This window comes from Candidatus Chryseopegocella kryptomonas (assembly GCF_001536065.1).
Classification (GTDB): domain Bacteria; phylum Bacteroidota; class Ignavibacteria; order Kryptoniales; family Kryptoniaceae; genus Kryptonium; species Kryptonium kryptomonas.
In genome coordinates this window covers 1-15,958 of sequence record NZ_CZVW01000029.1, presented here as the reverse complement: position 1 = coordinate 15,958, position 15,958 = coordinate 1, and the positions used below count along the sequence as shown (strand labels likewise).

Annotated in this window: 16 protein-coding genes and 1 tRNA gene; 11 read left to right on the top strand and 6 right to left on the bottom strand. The window is 36.1% G+C overall.

The features are described from left to right. Both alaS and AWW83_RS09070 read right to left on the bottom strand, forming a co-directional pair. On the bottom strand, window positions 1-954 hold a 954-nt coding region (gene alaS / locus AWW83_RS09075), incomplete at its 3' end, for an alanine--tRNA ligase (RefSeq protein WP_092351056.1). Between the two features lie 120 nt (window positions 955-1,074). Continuing rightward, on the bottom strand, window positions 1,075-2,442 hold the full coding sequence (locus AWW83_RS09070) for a GumC domain-containing protein (protein WP_092351055.1): 1,368 nt from the start codon (window positions 2,440-2,442) through the stop codon (window positions 1,075-1,077). 214 nt (window positions 2,443-2,656) lie between these two features. On the opposite strand from AWW83_RS09070, the gene AWW83_RS09065 reads away from it, so the two are divergent. Genes AWW83_RS09065 through AWW83_RS09050 form a run of 4 tightly spaced genes read left to right on the top strand, consistent with a single transcriptional unit; the run spans window position 2,657 to window position 5,933 of the window. Beyond that, a complete protein-coding gene (locus AWW83_RS09065; protein WP_234697293.1) occupies window positions 2,657-3,856 on the top strand; it encodes an aminotransferase class I/II-fold pyridoxal phosphate-dependent enzyme in 1,200 nt (399 codons plus the stop codon). A 57-nt stretch (window positions 3,857-3,913) separates the two neighbouring features. Continuing rightward, window positions 3,914-4,441 (top strand): GNAT family N-acetyltransferase, encoded by a 528-nt coding sequence (locus AWW83_RS09060; RefSeq protein ID WP_092351053.1) that lies wholly within the window; start codon window positions 3,914-3,916, stop codon window positions 4,439-4,441. A 55-nt stretch (window positions 4,442-4,496) separates the two neighbouring features. Further along, window positions 4,497-5,003: a hypothetical protein gene (locus AWW83_RS09055; RefSeq protein ID WP_092351052.1), complete on the top strand. Its 507-nt coding sequence runs from the start codon at window positions 4,497-4,499 to the stop codon at window positions 5,001-5,003. A 9-nt stretch (window positions 5,004-5,012) separates the two neighbouring features. Next, window positions 5,013-5,933: a branched-chain amino acid transaminase gene (locus tag AWW83_RS09050; RefSeq protein WP_092351051.1), complete on the top strand. Its 921-nt coding sequence runs from the start codon at window positions 5,013-5,015 to the stop codon at window positions 5,931-5,933. A 6-nt stretch (window positions 5,934-5,939) separates the two neighbouring features. Here the strand turns inward: AWW83_RS09050 and AWW83_RS09045 are convergent. Further along, window positions 5,940-6,011, bottom strand: a tRNA-Gln gene (locus tag AWW83_RS09045). A gap of 205 nt (window positions 6,012-6,216) precedes the next feature. Here AWW83_RS09045 and tatC point away from each other — a divergent pair. From tatC to AWW83_RS09010, 7 genes are all read left to right on the top strand, one after another. After that, complete coding sequence (tatC, locus tag AWW83_RS09040; protein WP_234697292.1) at window positions 6,217-6,987, top strand: twin-arginine translocase subunit TatC; 771 nt, start codon at window positions 6,217-6,219, stop codon at window positions 6,985-6,987. 18 nt (window positions 6,988-7,005) lie between these two features. Further along, window positions 7,006-7,977 (top strand): polyprenyl synthetase family protein, encoded by a 972-nt coding sequence (locus AWW83_RS09035; protein ID WP_234697291.1) that lies wholly within the window; start codon window positions 7,006-7,008, stop codon window positions 7,975-7,977. Between the two features lie 30 nt (window positions 7,978-8,007). Continuing rightward, window positions 8,008-8,886, top strand: coding sequence for a DUF6588 family protein (locus tag AWW83_RS09030; RefSeq protein WP_092351050.1), 879 nt, complete (start codon window positions 8,008-8,010; stop codon window positions 8,884-8,886). 18 nt (window positions 8,887-8,904) lie between these two features. After that, window positions 8,905-11,826 (top strand): S8 family serine peptidase, encoded by a 2,922-nt coding sequence (locus tag AWW83_RS09025; RefSeq protein WP_092351049.1) that lies wholly within the window; start codon window positions 8,905-8,907, stop codon window positions 11,824-11,826. Between the two features lie 117 nt (window positions 11,827-11,943). Beyond that, a complete protein-coding gene (ygfZ, locus tag AWW83_RS09020) occupies window positions 11,944-13,053 on the top strand; it encodes a CAF17-like 4Fe-4S cluster assembly/insertion protein YgfZ (RefSeq protein WP_159421166.1) in 1,110 nt (369 codons plus the stop codon). A gap of 18 nt (window positions 13,054-13,071) precedes the next feature. Continuing rightward, entirely contained in the window at window positions 13,072-13,551 is a 480-nt protein-coding gene (locus AWW83_RS09015) for a GAF domain-containing protein (RefSeq protein WP_092351045.1), read from the top strand. A 17-nt stretch (window positions 13,552-13,568) separates the two neighbouring features. Further along, window positions 13,569-13,886, top strand: coding sequence for an SDR family NAD(P)-dependent oxidoreductase (locus tag AWW83_RS09010; RefSeq protein WP_092351043.1), 318 nt, complete (start codon window positions 13,569-13,571; stop codon window positions 13,884-13,886). Between the two features lie 212 nt (window positions 13,887-14,098). Here AWW83_RS09010 and ispE read toward each other — a convergent pair whose 3' ends face one another. The 3 genes from ispE to AWW83_RS08990 all read right to left on the bottom strand — a co-directional run. Next, window positions 14,099-14,938, bottom strand: a complete 840-nt coding sequence (gene ispE, locus AWW83_RS09000; protein WP_092351039.1) for a 4-(cytidine 5'-diphospho)-2-C-methyl-D-erythritol kinase — start codon at window positions 14,936-14,938, stop codon at window positions 14,099-14,101. Then, window positions 14,926-15,468 carry a cob(I)yrinic acid a,c-diamide adenosyltransferase gene (locus tag AWW83_RS08995; RefSeq protein WP_092351037.1) on the bottom strand — a complete coding sequence of 181 codons (543 nt, stop codon included), beginning with the start codon at window positions 15,466-15,468 and terminating at the stop codon, window positions 14,926-14,928. Before AWW83_RS08995 ends, ispE begins: the two co-directional genes overlap by 13 nt. Next, window positions 15,443-15,958, bottom strand: a 516-nt coding sequence (locus AWW83_RS08990) for a transglutaminase family protein (protein WP_234697290.1), incomplete at its 5' end; no start/stop codon positions are given. The genes AWW83_RS08995 and AWW83_RS08990, both read right to left, overlap by 26 nt.

Sequence of the window (15,958 nt, the reverse complement as noted above, 5' to 3'; positions counted from 1 at the left end):
CAGATTTCTTGCATATCTTGACGCTCTTCTTAACATTCTTCTTAACACATAACCTCTGCCATCATTTGATGGAATTGCCCCGTCGGCTATCGCAAATGTAAGCATTCTTATATGGTTAGCTATGACACGCATAGCAACTTGAATTTTATTGCAGGTATATTCTTTGCCCGTCAATTTTTCAATTTCTTCAATAAATGGCTTGAACAAATCAGTATCATAATTTGATAATTTCCCTTGCAATACAGCGACAATTCTTTCAAGCCCCATTCCTGTATCAACATGCTTTGCAGGTAAAGGTTCAAGTTCTCCTTTCTCATTTCGGTTGAACTGTATAAAAACGAGATTCCACAATTCAATAAATCTTGAACAACCATCAACATTCACACCACATTTATGATTTTTGGTGCAAGTTCCTTCGCCAAGGTCAATGTGAATTTCAGAGCATGGACCACATGGACCAGTATCTCCCATTTCCCAGAAATTTGTCTTTTCATCAAATCTTAAAATTCTATCGTGAGAAATGTCGGTTACTTTCTTCCAGAGTTCTTCTGCTTCATCATCGTCTTTAAAAACAGTTGCATACAATCTATCTTTCGGCAATCCCCATTCTTTTGTCAAAAGTTCCCAAGCCCATTCTATCGCTTCTTTTTTGTAATAATCTTCGAATGACCAATTTCCGAGCATCTCAAAGAAAGTGTGATGATATGTGTCTTTCCCAACTTCTTCAAGGTCATTATGTTTTCCACTCACTCTGATACATTTTTGGTAATTTACCGCTCTTTTATAAGGTCTTGTTCCCGTGCCGAGAAATACATCTTTAAATTGGTTCATCCCTGCATTTGTAAAAAGAAGTGTTGGGTCATCAAAAGGTATAACTGGAGAACTCGGGACAAATGTGTGTCCTCTTTCTTCAAAAAATTTGACAAATGATTTTCTTACATCTTTCGCTTTCATCTCTATATAAAAATTTTGTTTTCCGTTTTCTAAAATGTAATAAAAGGGAAGGACTCTTGCAAATCAATGCAGAGTGCAAGAATTGTTATCCCAATTGCGTAGGTGAAATCTTGCAAAAATTTAAAAGACAAATTTCATCAAAATAATCGTCCCAATTATAAGCACGGTGCAGAAAATTATTATCGCTGGTATGCCTTTAAATGATTGAATCAATTCTTTGGTTTCGTTGATTGCGGTCGTTATTTGAGTTGCGTTGTTCTTTATCTCTTTGGCGATTTCGGATTTTAAAACCTGTATGTTTTGATACACATCTCGTTTAATTATATTCGTTGCGTTTGGAAGTTCCGCCGTGAGAACTGTTACTTTTTCAAGCAGATTTCCCATATTATTTTGGACTTCGTATTGCGATGTTGCAACCTCGTCAAAGACATTTTTAATTTCTCTTATTTGCTCGTCTATTGATTTTAAACTTTCATCAAAATTGACGGATGGAGTAAATGTAAGGGCACTGGTGTTTGAAGCGATTTCTTCGGAGATTTTTCTCAAAAGTGTGAGATTGTTCTGGATTTCCTCTGAAAATGTTTTTAGAAATTCCGCATCAGGCAAATCGCTTACAGTAAATTCTCTGCCAATTTGCTGTGACGTTTTGATTTCGTCAAGTTTTGTGTTTATGTCGTTTAAAATTTGAGAGAAGTCAGTTTGTTGTTGGCTGTAATCTCTTTGAGGTAAATTCTGATAAAGGTTTTTCAGGTCTGCTATGTCTTGATTTATACTGTTTAAAAGTTGGGCTATTTCGTTTTTGAATTCGTTAAGTCCAGTAAGATCAATGTTTTCGCTGACTTCAAAAGAATTCAACTTATTTTGAAGTGCTTCCTTTAAATTTTCGGTTATGGAAGAAATTTTTGTATCAACATTATTTATCGTCGTTTTTATGATTTCGTCAATTTGCTTGTTTATTTCACCGCTTATGTTGGTGTAAAAGTTTTGAATCAGGAGCAGATTTGTCTCAATGGCAGATAATTTGTTTTTAAACTCATTGAGTTCATTTACCATCGGAGAAAGCAAATAAGGGATGAGGTCTGCGTTGTTTTCAAAGAATGTGCGAAGGTCGTTTTTTGTCAAAAACTCATAAAAATCTTTTCTATATCTTTCAAACTCTGATGCAAGTGAAGTGTTAAGTTCTGTAAATTGCTGATTTAATTCCGCAAGCTTTTGAGTGAAGAAATTGTTTATTTCAAGGACTTTATAACTTAGGTTCGTGATGCGTGTTATAAATTCTGAATTTAGCAGTTTAAACTGTTCTTTTAAGGCTTCAAGTTCGGTTTTAAGATTGAGTTTTTCTTCAAGGAAGTTAAATCGTGATTCTTTTAGTTGTAGAAGTTTGGCTTCAATTTCACGCTCAAGCGATTCAAGTCGTTCGGCAAGAAATCTTTGAAGCTGCTCATAAGTTACATAGTTGTTGGTTGGGCGTAATTCTTCTAATGGCATTTTAACCTCCACTGTTATGTTTTGCTTCTGATTTAATTATAATAAATTATTTCGCAAATGTCAAGAAATTTAGGTTCGGGTCGCTGAGCTGGGGGCAGGGAATGAGTTTAAAGAATTTTTTAGATGGCTTGATTTTTGATTGACTTTTTGGGTTAATTGATTTAAATTAAGAAAGAAGTTTTAGTCAGGTAAAAATTTAAATAAGGAGGAAAAATTGGATCTGTTTGACAAATGCTACGCTTTCAAAAGGCACGAAGAAGTAAAAGCGATGGGACTTTATCCGTATTTTCAACCAATTTATGAGAATTACGGTCCGATTGTTAAGATGGATGGACGAGAAATTGTTATGGCTGGTTCAAACAATTATCTTGGCTTAACGACTGATCCACGTGTTAAGGAAGCAGCGATTGAAGCTATCAAAAAATATGGCACAGGATGTTCGGGTTCAAGATATTTAAATGGGACGCTTGATATTCACATTAAGTTAGAAGAACAGCTTGCGGAATTTGTGGGGAAAGAGTCCGCGCTTCTTTTCAGCACAGGTTTCCAGACGAATCAAGGTGCAATAGTTCCGTTAATTGGAAAAGATGATTATGTAATTTCAGACAAAGATAATCACGCAAGCATAGTTCAAGGAACGCTTATTTCAAAAGGTTTGTGGGGGAGCGATGTACTTGTAAGATATAGGCATAATGATATGCAACATCTTGAAGAAGTCATTTCAAAACTTCCGCTTGATGCAGGAAAATTGATCGTTACAGATGGGGTTTTCAGTATGAGCGGAAACATTGTTAATTTGCCAGAACTTGTGAGAATTGCCAGAAAATATAATGCAAGGATAATGCTTGACGATGCGCATGGTCTTGGTGTCCTTGGCAAAGGTGGAAGAGGGACAGCAAATCACTTTGGACTTGATGATCAAGTTGATATAATTATGGGAACATTTAGCAAAAGTTTTGCATCTTTAGGGGGATTCATTGCTGGTGAAAAACCTGTGATTGATTACATTAAACATCACTCGCCAGCTTTGATTTTCAGCGCAAGTATGACGCCACCGCAGGTTGCTGCGGTTTTGAAAGCGCTTGAGATAATTAAAGCAGAACCTGAGAGAATAGAACGACTTCATTACAACGCAAATAAAGTAAGGCAGGGATTAAAGAACCTTGGTTTCAATGTCCTTGACGGACAAACGCCAATTGTCCCTGTTGTAATCGGTGATGATTTGTTAACATTTAAATTCTGGCGGATGTTGTTTGACAATGGCGTCTTTGTAAATGCGGTGATAAGCCCGGCAGTTCCACAAGGGATGCAGCTTTTGAGATTAAGTTTTATGGCAACGCACGAGGATAAGCACCTTGATTTTGTAATTGAAACATTTGAAAAGGTCGGTAAGGAGCTTGCTTTGATTGATTAAAAAATAAAAGGTGAGAAAATGTCAATTGAAATTCGCCGGGCTTTGTCCCGGAAGGATATGTCCATTTTTATCAAATTCCCATATCAACTTTACAAAAATCATCCCTACTGGGTCCCGCCTCTTTTAATTGAGCAGAAAGATCTTGTTGATGTAAAAAGAAATCCATTCTACAAGCATAGTGAAGCGGAATTTTATCTTGCGTATAAGAATGGAGAAGTCGTCGGAAGAATTTCTGCAATTTTGAACCACAATCACAATCAATTTCATAACGAGAATATCGGATTTTTTGGTTTTTTTGAATCTGTAAATGATAAAGATGTTGCCTTTAAACTTTTTGAAACCGTTGAGAAATGGGCGAAAGAAAAGGGACTTGATGAAATTAGAGGTCCAGTTAATCCGTCAACGAATGATTCTTGTGGAATTTTGATTGAAGGATTTGATAAACCGCCGTGCGTTATGATGCCTTATAATTACGAGTATTATCCAGAGTTGTGCGAAAGTTATGGCTTTGAAAAGGCGAAAGATTTGTTTTCGTATTATATTTCGCAGGAAATGCTGACTCCGAAAGTTATGGAAAAAACTTGAGCGTGGGGTTGAACTTGTCTTAAAAAGGCGAAACGCAACTATAAGACAGGTTGATTTGAAAAAGTTTGATGAAGAGGTCAAAAAAGTTAAAGAAATTTACAACAACGCGTTGAGCAAAAATTGGGGCTTTGTGCCCTTAACGGATGACGAGATAAATCACATCGCAAAGTCATTGAAGCAAATAGTTGTCCCAGAAATTACACTTTTCGCAGAAGTTGATGGAAAGCCAATTGGATTTTCTCTTTCAATTCCTGATATAAATCAGGCATTAAAACATTTGAACGGGAGACTGCTCCCATTTGGAATTTTCAAATTGATGCGAGAAATGAAGAGAATAACGATGATTCGTGTTTTGATAATGGGTTTAATTCACGAGTATCGCTTATCCGGGATTGACGCTGCGTTTTATTATTACACGATAAAAAATGGAATTGCAAAGGGTTATTCAGCAGCTGAACTTGGCTGGGTTCTTGAGGATAACGAGCCAATGAAAAGGGTAGCCGAAAACATCGGCTCCGTTCCTTACAAAAAATATCGCATATATTCAAAAAAACTTAAATAAAATTACGCCATGCCTTTACAAAAGGTCCAAAAAATCTGGATGAACGGTCAATTCATCAATTGGGACGACGCAAAAATTCATGTCCTCTCCCATGTTATCCACTATGGAACAAGCTGGTTTGAAGGGATAAGATGTTATGATACGAAAAAAGGTTCCGCTATTTTTCGTTTAAATGAGCATATAAAACGACTTTATGATTCAGTTAAAATTTACAGAGCTGAGATTCCTTATTCAATGGATGAACTTAAAGAAGCAATCATTGAAACCATCAAATCAAATGGTTTGAAAGCGTGTTATATTAGACCGATTGTCTTCCGCGGATATTATGAACTTGGTGTTAACCCGATGAATTGCCCCATTGATGTTGTGATAGCGGTGTGGGAATGGGGAAAATATCTTGGGGAAGACGCGATTAAAAATGGTGTTGATGTAAAAGTTTCAAGTTGGAGAAGACCTGCTCCTGATACATTGCCAATGATGGCAAAAGTCGGAGCAAATTATATGAATTCACAACTTATTAAAATGGAAGCAATTGTTGATGGTTATGCAGAGGGAATTGCCCTTGATTATAATGGTTTTATAAGCGAGGGAAGTGGTGAAAATGTTTTCGTTGTTAAAGATGGTGTAATTTACACTCCTCTTATTTCAACAGGTATCCTACCTGGGATAACGCGAATGTCGGTTATCAAAATTGCAAAGGATCTCGGATATGAAGTTGTTGAAACTCTTATACCGCGTGAAATGCTTTACATTGCGGATGAAATTTTTCTCACAGGAACTGCGACGGAAATAACCCCTGTGCGAAGTGTTGATAAAATTAAAGTTGGATGTGGTGTCCCGGGAGAAATAACAAGAGCAATTCAAAATGTTTTCTTTGACATAGTTGAGAATGGTAATGACCCGTATGGATGGTTGACTTGGGTTAAATGAAGAAAGCTGCCCCGCGAGGATTCGAACCTCGATTACCTGATCCAGAGTCAGGCGTGTTGCCAGTTACACCACGGGGCAGTTTTTTCAACTATAAATATAAGCAAAAGCATTTTTATTTTCAAATTTTCAATTCGTCGGAGTTTTGTAAATTTCTGAATTTGTTTGTTCCTGATTATGAATTAACACATCCCGGATTTTTTACCTTGCTTATCTTAAAATTGATTTTGAAATTTTGATTATTTAACTTATCAAAAAACTTTGCACAGCTATAAAAAATCTGATAATGCCTGAAACAAGAGTTGAAAATACGCAGGTTAATAACAGCGACGAAGTTTATGAAAAGGAGATGACCTTTTGGGAACATCTTGAAGAGTTGAGAGCTAGAATTATAAGGTCTTTGCTTGGGATTTTGGTTGGAATTATCGTTTGCGCTTTTTTTAGTGATGTGATTGTAAATGGAATTCTTGTTGTCCCTGCAAAGAAAGCGGGGTTTACACTTCAAAACCTCAAACCCTATGGACAGTTTATGCTTTATATGCAAGTTGTTGTCATTTCTGGATTTGTTTTAAGCTTGCCGTTCACACTTTATCAATTCTGGAAGTTTGTTGAACCAGGGCTTCTCCCTCGCGAGAAAAAGTATGTTTTATGGATTGTTGCTTTTTCATCGCTTTGTTTTTTTGCGGGAATTATTTTTGCATATTTTGTCCTTCTTCCTGTGTCTCTTAAATTTTTTGCTGGATTTGGAAGCAATGAAATTCAAAACAACATCGCAATAAATGAATACATGAGCTTTGTCATTGGGCTTATACTTGCCTCTGGGATTGTATTTGAACTTCCGATGCTTTCATTCTTTCTCGGAAGGATAGGGATCTTGACACCTGCTTTTATGAGGCACTATAGAAAGCATGCAGTTGTTGTTATTTTGATAATAGCAGCTGTTTTAACACCTGGACCAGACATAGCAAGCCAAGCAACGCTTGCAATACCATTATATCTTCTTTACGAGTTGAGTATATTTGTTGTGCAATTGACAGGAAAGAAACCGAAAATTTAAAACAAAAATGGTTGAATTGTGAACTTAAGTGAAATTATACAGCCGATAAAAAAAGAACTTCTTGAATTTGAGAAAACCTTTAAAAAGGAAATGCTTTCAAAAGTTAAACTTCTTAACATTATTGCACACTATATTTTAAAGCAAAAGGGAAAGCGAATAAGACCCACGCTTGTTCTTCTCTCCGCTAAACTTGTTGGAGATATAAACGAGACAACTTATCACGCAGCTGCTCTTGTTGAACTTCTTCACACTGCGACACTTATTCACGATGATGTTGTTGATGAATCAAATATGAGACGCGGTTTTCCGTCAATAAATGCGATATGGGGAAATAAAGTTGCTGTTTTGATTGGGGATTTCTTTCTTGCGCAGGGTCTTCTTCTTTCTTTGAAACATAAAGAATATAAATTTTTGCATATAACAAGCGAAGCTGTTAAAAGAATGAGCGAGGGCGAATTGCTTGAGATTCAAAGTTCAAGGGGAAATGATTTTGATGAAGAAACATATTTTAGAATCATTTCTGATAAGACCGCTTCTTTAATTTCTGCGTGTTGCGAGCTTGGAGCAGCAAGCGCAAGTGAGGATGACTTTATCATTGAAAAGTTAAAGTTTTTTGGAGAAAATCTCGGTATTGCTTTTCAATTGCGTGATGATTTGCTTGATTATCTTGGTGATAGCGCTATAACAGGGAAGCCAACGGGAGCGGATATAAAAGAGGGAAAAATAACATTGCCATTAATTTATGCGCTTAAAAATTCACCGCGAAAGGAATCAAGACATGTGATGAAAATCATAAAAAATAACCCGACAAATAAAGATATTTACTATGTGATTGACTTTGTGAAAAATTATGGTGGAATTGATTACACTTTGAAAATTGCTGAGGAGTATCTTGATAAAGCGAAACAATTTATAATTGACTTTGCGGAATCGCCAGCTAAGGAATCTCTTTTGAAGTTAACAGATTTCGTTCTTGAAAGAGTAAGTTAAATTTCAAAAAACTAAAACAAGGAGGAAAAAATGAAGAAGTTATTTTCGTTTCTGGGCATATTTTTAATTTTTTCAAGCATTGCATTTTCACAGGTTGATAAGAATCTCGGAAGTTTTCCCAAATCAGCTGTTGAAGGTTACATTAAACCACTTGTTGATGTTATGGGAGCGAATCTAAATTCTGGATTATATCACACTGCATCAATGAGTAAATTGTTTGGATTTTACATCGGGGTAAAAGGTATGGCTGTTTTTGTCCCATCGTCTATGAAAAATTTCACCGCTGAACTTGGTTCAGATTATAATCCGTCGTCTGTCAACACAGCAACTGTATTTGGCGATAAAGATGGCGGAGCAAAAACCAGATACCAAAATGTTGTAGATGTCAACTTGCCTGGTGGAACGGGTTTGAAAATTGTCCCGCTTGCTGTTCCGCAGGTGAGCTTTTCAACGATGAATTCGGAACTTCTTGTTAGATTTGTCCCATCAATAAAAATAAACGATGATGTTGGAAGTGTTAATCTTTTCGGCGTTGGTTTGGGGCATAGCATAAGCCAATATATCCCAATGTTTCCAATAAATGTTGCAGTTCAAGGTGTGTATCAACAGCTTAAGGTTGGCTCTTATCTTAAAGCAACCGCTTTGAATGTAAATGTTCACGCAAGCAAGAGTTTTATCTTCTTTACAATCTATGGTGGTGTTGGATATGAAAGTTTCTCGGCAGACATAAATTACACATATAAACCACCTGTCGGAGCTCAACAGGATATAAGTTTGAGTTTGAAAGGTAAGAATAATTTCAGGGCGACCGCTGGATTTAAACTTGGTTTGGCAATTTTTGATTTGAATGTTGATTATTCAGTTGGAAATGTCAATGTTTTATCCGCTGGTTTTGGTTTTTCGTTTTAAAAATAAATCAATTTAACGATGAGATTTTTGATCTTCCTGTTTTCGTTTTTGCTCACGATTTTGATTTCGCCAGTTTTCAATTCTGAAGATAAAAGTTTTGAACTTTCGGGACTAACGATAAATAGCAGATTTTCAAGACCTGGTGAAGGCGAAAGGATGTTTATACCTGGAATTGCGATTGTTAAATTTAAACCAGTTTATAAAAATTTGCTATCTCTTAATCGTGTTGAGATAGATGAATTTAACAAGGCAAGTGCATCGCTTGGGATAAAATCTGTGGAGAAAATGTTTCCAAACCATAGGGGGAATAATTTGCAGAAAGGTGAGCCAGATTTGTCGTTGTTTTATATTGTAAGATTTTCTGAGATGATGGATGTTAATTATGTTGTTTCAAAACTTTCACGACTTAGCAGTGTTGAATATGCAGAACCGCATTACATACATAAACCACAGTTTATCCCAAATGATCCATATTTTCCGACAAGGCAGTGGTATTTGAGAAAGGTTGAATTACCGCTTGCTTGGGATGTAACTCAAGGCGACACAAATATCGTCATTGGAATAGTTGATACAGGGGTTGACCTTGATCATCCAGACCTTGCTGGAAATATCTGGCGCAACTGGAGAGAGATTCCAAACAATGGAATTGACGATGATGGAAATGGATATGTTGATGATTTTGTTGGTTGGGATTTTGGAGGTAAAAACAATTTCAATAACGACAGATCAAAGCAGGATAATGATCCGAGTGAAAAGAAACCAGTTCACGGAACTCATGTTGCGGGCATTGCTTCAGCTGTGACAAATAATGGAATTGGCGTTGCTGGAGCTGGTTTTAAGTGCAAAATTATGGCAGTTAAAGTTTCAATTGATGATGATCCAAATGATTTGATTTATTACGGTTATGAAGGAATTGTTTATGCTGTTGATAATGGAGCGAAGGTGATAAATTGCAGTTGGGGAAGTGGTGGAGGGTCAAGATTTGAGCAGGAGATTATAAACTATGCTAATTCAAAGGGTGCTCTTGTTGTTGCTGCAGCTGGAAATGACCGTAGCGATGAATTTCACTCGCCCTCGGGTTATAGATATGTTTTAAGCGTTGCCTCGGTTGATTCAAATGATGTAAAGGCAGGATATTCAAATTATGGGGAAACGGTTGATGTCACTGCCCCTGGTGGCGTTTTTTTAGTTGATGGTGGGATATTTAATACTTGGTATAACGATACTTTCGAAACTTTGACCGGGACATCAATGGCAAGCCCTCTTGTTGCGGGAATAGCTGCTTTGGTGAGAGCAAAATTTCCAGAGTTAACGCCTGAACAAGTTGCTGAAAAAATAAGAGTCACATCTGAACCGATAGATGATAAAAACCCAAGTTATAGATACCAACTTGGTTACGGTCGTGTAAATGCTTATCGTGCTTTGACTGTTAATTCTCCCGCAGTTCGTTTTATTGATTTTGTGATTGATGATTCGCTCGGAAATAGAGATGGCGCAATTGACCCGGGCGAAGTTATTCAAGTTAAAGGTATTTTTAAAAACTATCTTGCCCCAGCTCAAAATTTAATTGCGACGCTTGAAACAAACGATCCATATGTTCAAATTTTAAATGCAAACTTTACAATTGGCTCGCTTGGCACCTTGCGATCCACGAACAATTTTGATGAACCCTTTAAATTTAAAATTCTTCCAAATACACCAGAGAATTACACTGTTAAGTTTGTCCTGAAAATTTCGTCCGGATCTTATAATGATTTCGTTTATTTCAAAGTTTTTGTCAGACCAACTTACAGAGAACATAATGCAAACTTTATAACTTTGACAATTACAAGTAAAGGTAATCTTGCTTTTAACGATTATCCTGCAAATACACAAGGGAAAGGGTTAAGATACCGTGGTGGTGAAAATTTGCTTTTTGAAGGTGCTTTTATGGCTGGCACAAGCTCATCTCTAATCGTTGATGTTGCAAGAGATGAAACAGGTCAAGAACAAAAAAGTGATTTCTCATCAAAAACATCTTTTTACCTTATAACACCTGGAAATATATCTGCGCAGGATGGTTTCTCCATCTTTACTGATTCACTTGCCCCAACTCAAAATAAAGTTGGAATTGATGTCATCTTAAATAGTTTCTCGTTTGATCAAACTTTTGATGATATGAATTTTGTTTTGTTGAAATACTTGGTTATCAACAGATCTGGTGTTGATTATAATAATTTCAGGGCTGGACTTTTTCTTGATTTTGATCTCGGTTCTGCTTATGAGAATGTCATAGTATATGACCCTGCGGGAAAATTGGTTTATGTTTATGACACAGACCCAAATGGTGAAAAAACATTAACAGGAATTTCCCTTGTAAGTGATAATGACCTTGGCGTTTGGTTTATAAACAATGCTGGCGATGAACTCTGGGGGATTTATGATGGCTTTACAAAGTCAGAAAAATGGGAAGCGTTAAGTTATAAAGGAGTTAAAAGAACAAGTGCAGGGGCTGGCGATATTTCAGTTGTAATTTCTGGTGGGACACCTATATTGAGAAATGGTGATACTTTGAAAATTGGATTTGCAATTGTTTGCGGAGATAGTTTAAAGATTTTGAGAAATGCAGTTGCAAAAGCGAAGGAAAGATGGAATTTAATCATAACCGATACAGGTTCGCAGGGAGTTATACCCGAAAAATTTGTACTTTATCAAAATTATCCCAATCCATTCAATTCAGAAACAACGATAAAATTTGATCTGCCTGAACCAGCCAATGTAAGCATTGAAATTTTTGATCTTTCGGGGAGAAAGATAAAAGATGTAATAAAGGAACAACGGTTTGAGGCAGGGACAAGAAGTGTTAAGTTTAAAGCAGACAATTTGCCAAGTGGAGTTTATATCTATAGAGTAAAAGCAGGAAAATTTTCTGGCACTGGAAAAATGGTTCTAATAAAATGAAGAAAATTCACTTCATTCCTGCGTTTCACTTATCTTCAAAAGTAAGTAATGGCAGGGACTTGATTGGAACCCGAAAAATTATTATTTTTCAAACAAGAAAAACAAACAAAATGGCTTGTGAAACGAACTCCGCTATATGAAATACATCTTGATCTTGGAGCGGAATTTGGAAATGTTCACGGATGGGAACTCCCAAGATATTATGTGAGTGCAGTGGAAGAGTATGTTTCTGCAAAAAAATCAAATGTGATAATTGATAGGACATATTTTGGGAAGTTAAGGTTATGGGGTAGTGATGCTTTGGATTTTCTTAACAGAATTTCAACTAACGACCTGCGGGGACTTTCTCCTGGCATGGGTGCAGGGACTGTGCTTACAGATGAAAAAGGGAAGATGATTGATTTTTTGACAATTTATGTTTTAAAAGCGGAGGAAAATTATCAAGAGATTCTTGCTTTGTTAAGTTATGAAGCAATGGATAAAGTTAAAGGTTGGCTCAATAAGTTGATAATTATGGATGATGTTAAGTTTGAAGATGTAAGCGATGAATTTGTTGTCCTTTCTATCTATGGGGCTGGGGCAAGTGATTTGATTAAACAAGATTTTAAAGTTGATCACAAGCATTTTCTTGACATTTCAAAAATGCCTGCTTATAATTTCATTCGTGGTTTTATTGGTGATGCTGAAGTTATTCTTGCAAGAGCAAATGAATTTATGATTTCGGGTTATAATTTGATATTTAAAAATGATTTTGGCGTTGAAATATGGAAGTTGTTACTTAATCGTGGGTTTGTGCCGATTGGAAATGATGTTTTTGAGGTTTTGAGAATTGAATCAGGTTTTCCAGCTTATGGCAAGGAGATAACGCAGGAATATAATCCATTGGAAGCAAATCTTGGTAAATTTGTGAGTTTTTCAAAAGGTTGTTATATAGGTCAAGAGGTTTTAGCGAGGATTGACTCATATAATAAATTGCAGAGAAAACTTGTTGGCTTTGTTATTGAAAAGGGAAAAACTAAATCAAGAGTTGAAGAAGGTTCAATTGTTTGCTCTGGAGATGAGGAGATTGGAAAGTTAACGAGCGTTGATTTTTCATATGGTTTTCAGAAAGTTATAGCTCTTGGCTATGTTAAAATAAAATACGCAATTCAGGGGGAAAGAGTTGAAATTTGCTCTGGAGATGATAAATTTCAAGCAATTATCGTCATCCCGCCATTTTCAATCTAAAACAAAAATCAATTTGATATGGAGCAAATAATCATAAAAGGAGAGACAAAGGAAGAAATATATTCTGAACTTTTACCGCAGATAAAGTCGCTAATTGAGGATGAGCCAGATCTAATTGCAAATCTTGCAAATGTGACATCTGCTCTAAAACAAGCATTTCCGTCTTTTTCGTGGGTTGGTTTTTATCTTATGAAGAGTGGTGAGCTTGTGCTTGGACCATTTCAAGGAAAACTTGCCTGCACGAGGATAAAGATTGGAAGCGGTGTGTGCGGGACTTCTGCTTTGAGGAAAGAAACGATAATTGTCCCCGATGTTGAGAAATTTCCGGGACATATCTATTGCGATCCGGATTCAAAATCTGAAATTGTTGTTCCAATAATTAAAAATGGCGAAGTTCTTGGTGTGCTTGATGTTGATAGTTATGAGTTGAACAATTTTGATGAGATTGACAGATTTTATCTTGAGAAAATTGTTGAATTACTCCTTGAAAAATTTTAAACAAAAATTCAAGAGTGATGGATAAAAAAGTTGCGCTCGTTACAGGTTCGGGCAGAAGATTGGGCAGGCAGATAGCAATTGCCCTTGCTGAAGCTGGCTTTGACATCGTTGTGAATTACAATCAATCAAAAAATGAAGCGATAAAAACTTTACAGAGAATAAAAGAGTTGGGAAGGGATGCAATTGCTGTAAAAGCAGATATAACGAAAAGCGCTCAAGTTAAAAGGATGGTTGAGAAAGCGATGGAAAAATTCGGGCAAATAGATGTGCTTGTGAATAATGCTGCAATTTTTCCGAAGCCGGTGAAATTCTGGGAAATAACGGATGAATTGTGATCTTTCCGACCCTTTTGAGGTTGCAAATAATTCATCTGTGAAAGGGAAAAGTTTAAATTTTCTTGCAACCATCGCCCCCAATCCAGCAAGGAGTGAACTTTTTAAAAATTCTCTTCTTATCATTGGAGTTTTGCTTTTGTTTTTAAGTTCTCTGCTTAAAGATAAAATGTTAACCTTTAAAACACAAGTAAAGAAGTAAAAAAAATTAAAATCTATCTCAAGACGAAAACTTTACAATCACGAAACGCATCATAAATTTCTTGTTCTTTTTCATCATCTATCTTCTTGAAAAAAGCAAAAACCGACGAGCCACTCCCAGACATCAACGCAAAATCAGAACCAAGTTCATATAATTTCTTTTTCACTTCCCCAACCTTTGGATAATGCTCAAAGACAACATCTTCAAAATCATTTTCAATCATTTCACGAAATTTTTCAGGATGATTTAAATTTTCAAGGAAAACTTCCTTTAAACTTTGCTTGTGCCTGTGATTCTTCAACTTAACATTAGTATAAGCCCATGCGGTTGAGATTTTTATATTTGGATAAACGATCACAATTTTGAAAGGTAATTCAACTTTGAACGGTTCAATTACCTCGCCCCGCCCTGTTGCGTAAGCTGTTCCGCCAATTATAAAAAACGGGACATCAGAGCCAATTAAACTCCCAAGCTCGCAAAGCAAACTTTCGTCTGCACCGACATTGAATAGGATGTTTAACCCTTTTAAAACAGTAGCCGAATTACTGCTTCCTCCACCAAGCCCCGCCCCAATTGGAATTCTTTTTCTCAAAAAAATTTTAACACCCGAATGAATGCCAAAACTTTCATAAAAAATTCTCAACGCCTTCAAACAAAGATTTTCAGCATCTTTCGGGATCTCGTCAGAATCTGTTTCAAACTCAACAGAATCAGAAATTTCAAATTCAATTTCATCAAAAAGTTTAACTTCGTGAAAAATCGTCTCTATATCATGATAACCATCACTTCGTTTTCTTAAAATTCTCAAACCAATGTTAATTTTTGCTGGCGAAAGAAGTTTCAACCTGTCCATTTCACATCTGGGACATTTTCTATTTTATTCGCATATCTTGCAAGGACAAATAAAAGATCAGAAAGGCGATTGACGAATGGAATTATTTGAGTGTTAATTTTTTCTCTCTCCGAAAGATAAACTATCCTTCTTTCCGCACGTCTGCAAACCGTTCGGGCAAGATGTAAAAATGAAGCAAGCAAAGTCCCACCCGGAAGAATAAAATTTTTTAGCGGTTCAAGTCGTAAATCAATTTCATCAATCCATCTTTCAATTTTTTCCACATCCTCCTTTGCAATTCTTTTTATCTTCAAATTCTCCACCTCAAACGGTGTTGCAAGGTCAGCTCCAAGATGAAAAAGATAATTTTGTATCTCTTGAATTATCTCGTTTATCTCAGCATTTTTTGAAATTGCTCTTACGATGCCAAGAATTGAATTGAGCTCATCAACTGTTCCATATGCTTCAACTCTTGCGTCATCTTTTTTAACCCTTCCACCAGCGAAAAGCGAAGTTGTGCCATCATCACCAGTTCTTGTATAAATTTTCATCTGTTGCCTCTATCAATTTTATTATTTCAACTATTTTATTCGCTTTATCAAGATAACCGCTGTTTTTATAAGCAAGAGCAAGATTTCCGAACATTCTCTTAACAATAAATTCTGGCTCTGCTCTCGCAAAATATTCTTCACTTTGAGAATAACCAAGTTGAGAAATTAATTTTTCACAATCAGATCTCGTCATCAACCTGCCACCATTAAAAGGATCAACATAAATTTCATATCCATTTGACTCATATCTTACAACAAAATGCCCAGGAATTCCAACACCATAAATTGGTAGATTCGCTTTCCTTCCGACGAGTATATAAACCAACGAAAGCGTTATCGGAATTCCCAAACGCCTATCAATAACACGATTTATAAACAAATTATCCGGCTCATAATAATTTTCCGAATTTCCTCTGAAACCTTTTTTCAACAAAGAAAAATTTGTTAACCGCCTCAACAATATCCTGAAAACTCTCACATGTGTAAATTC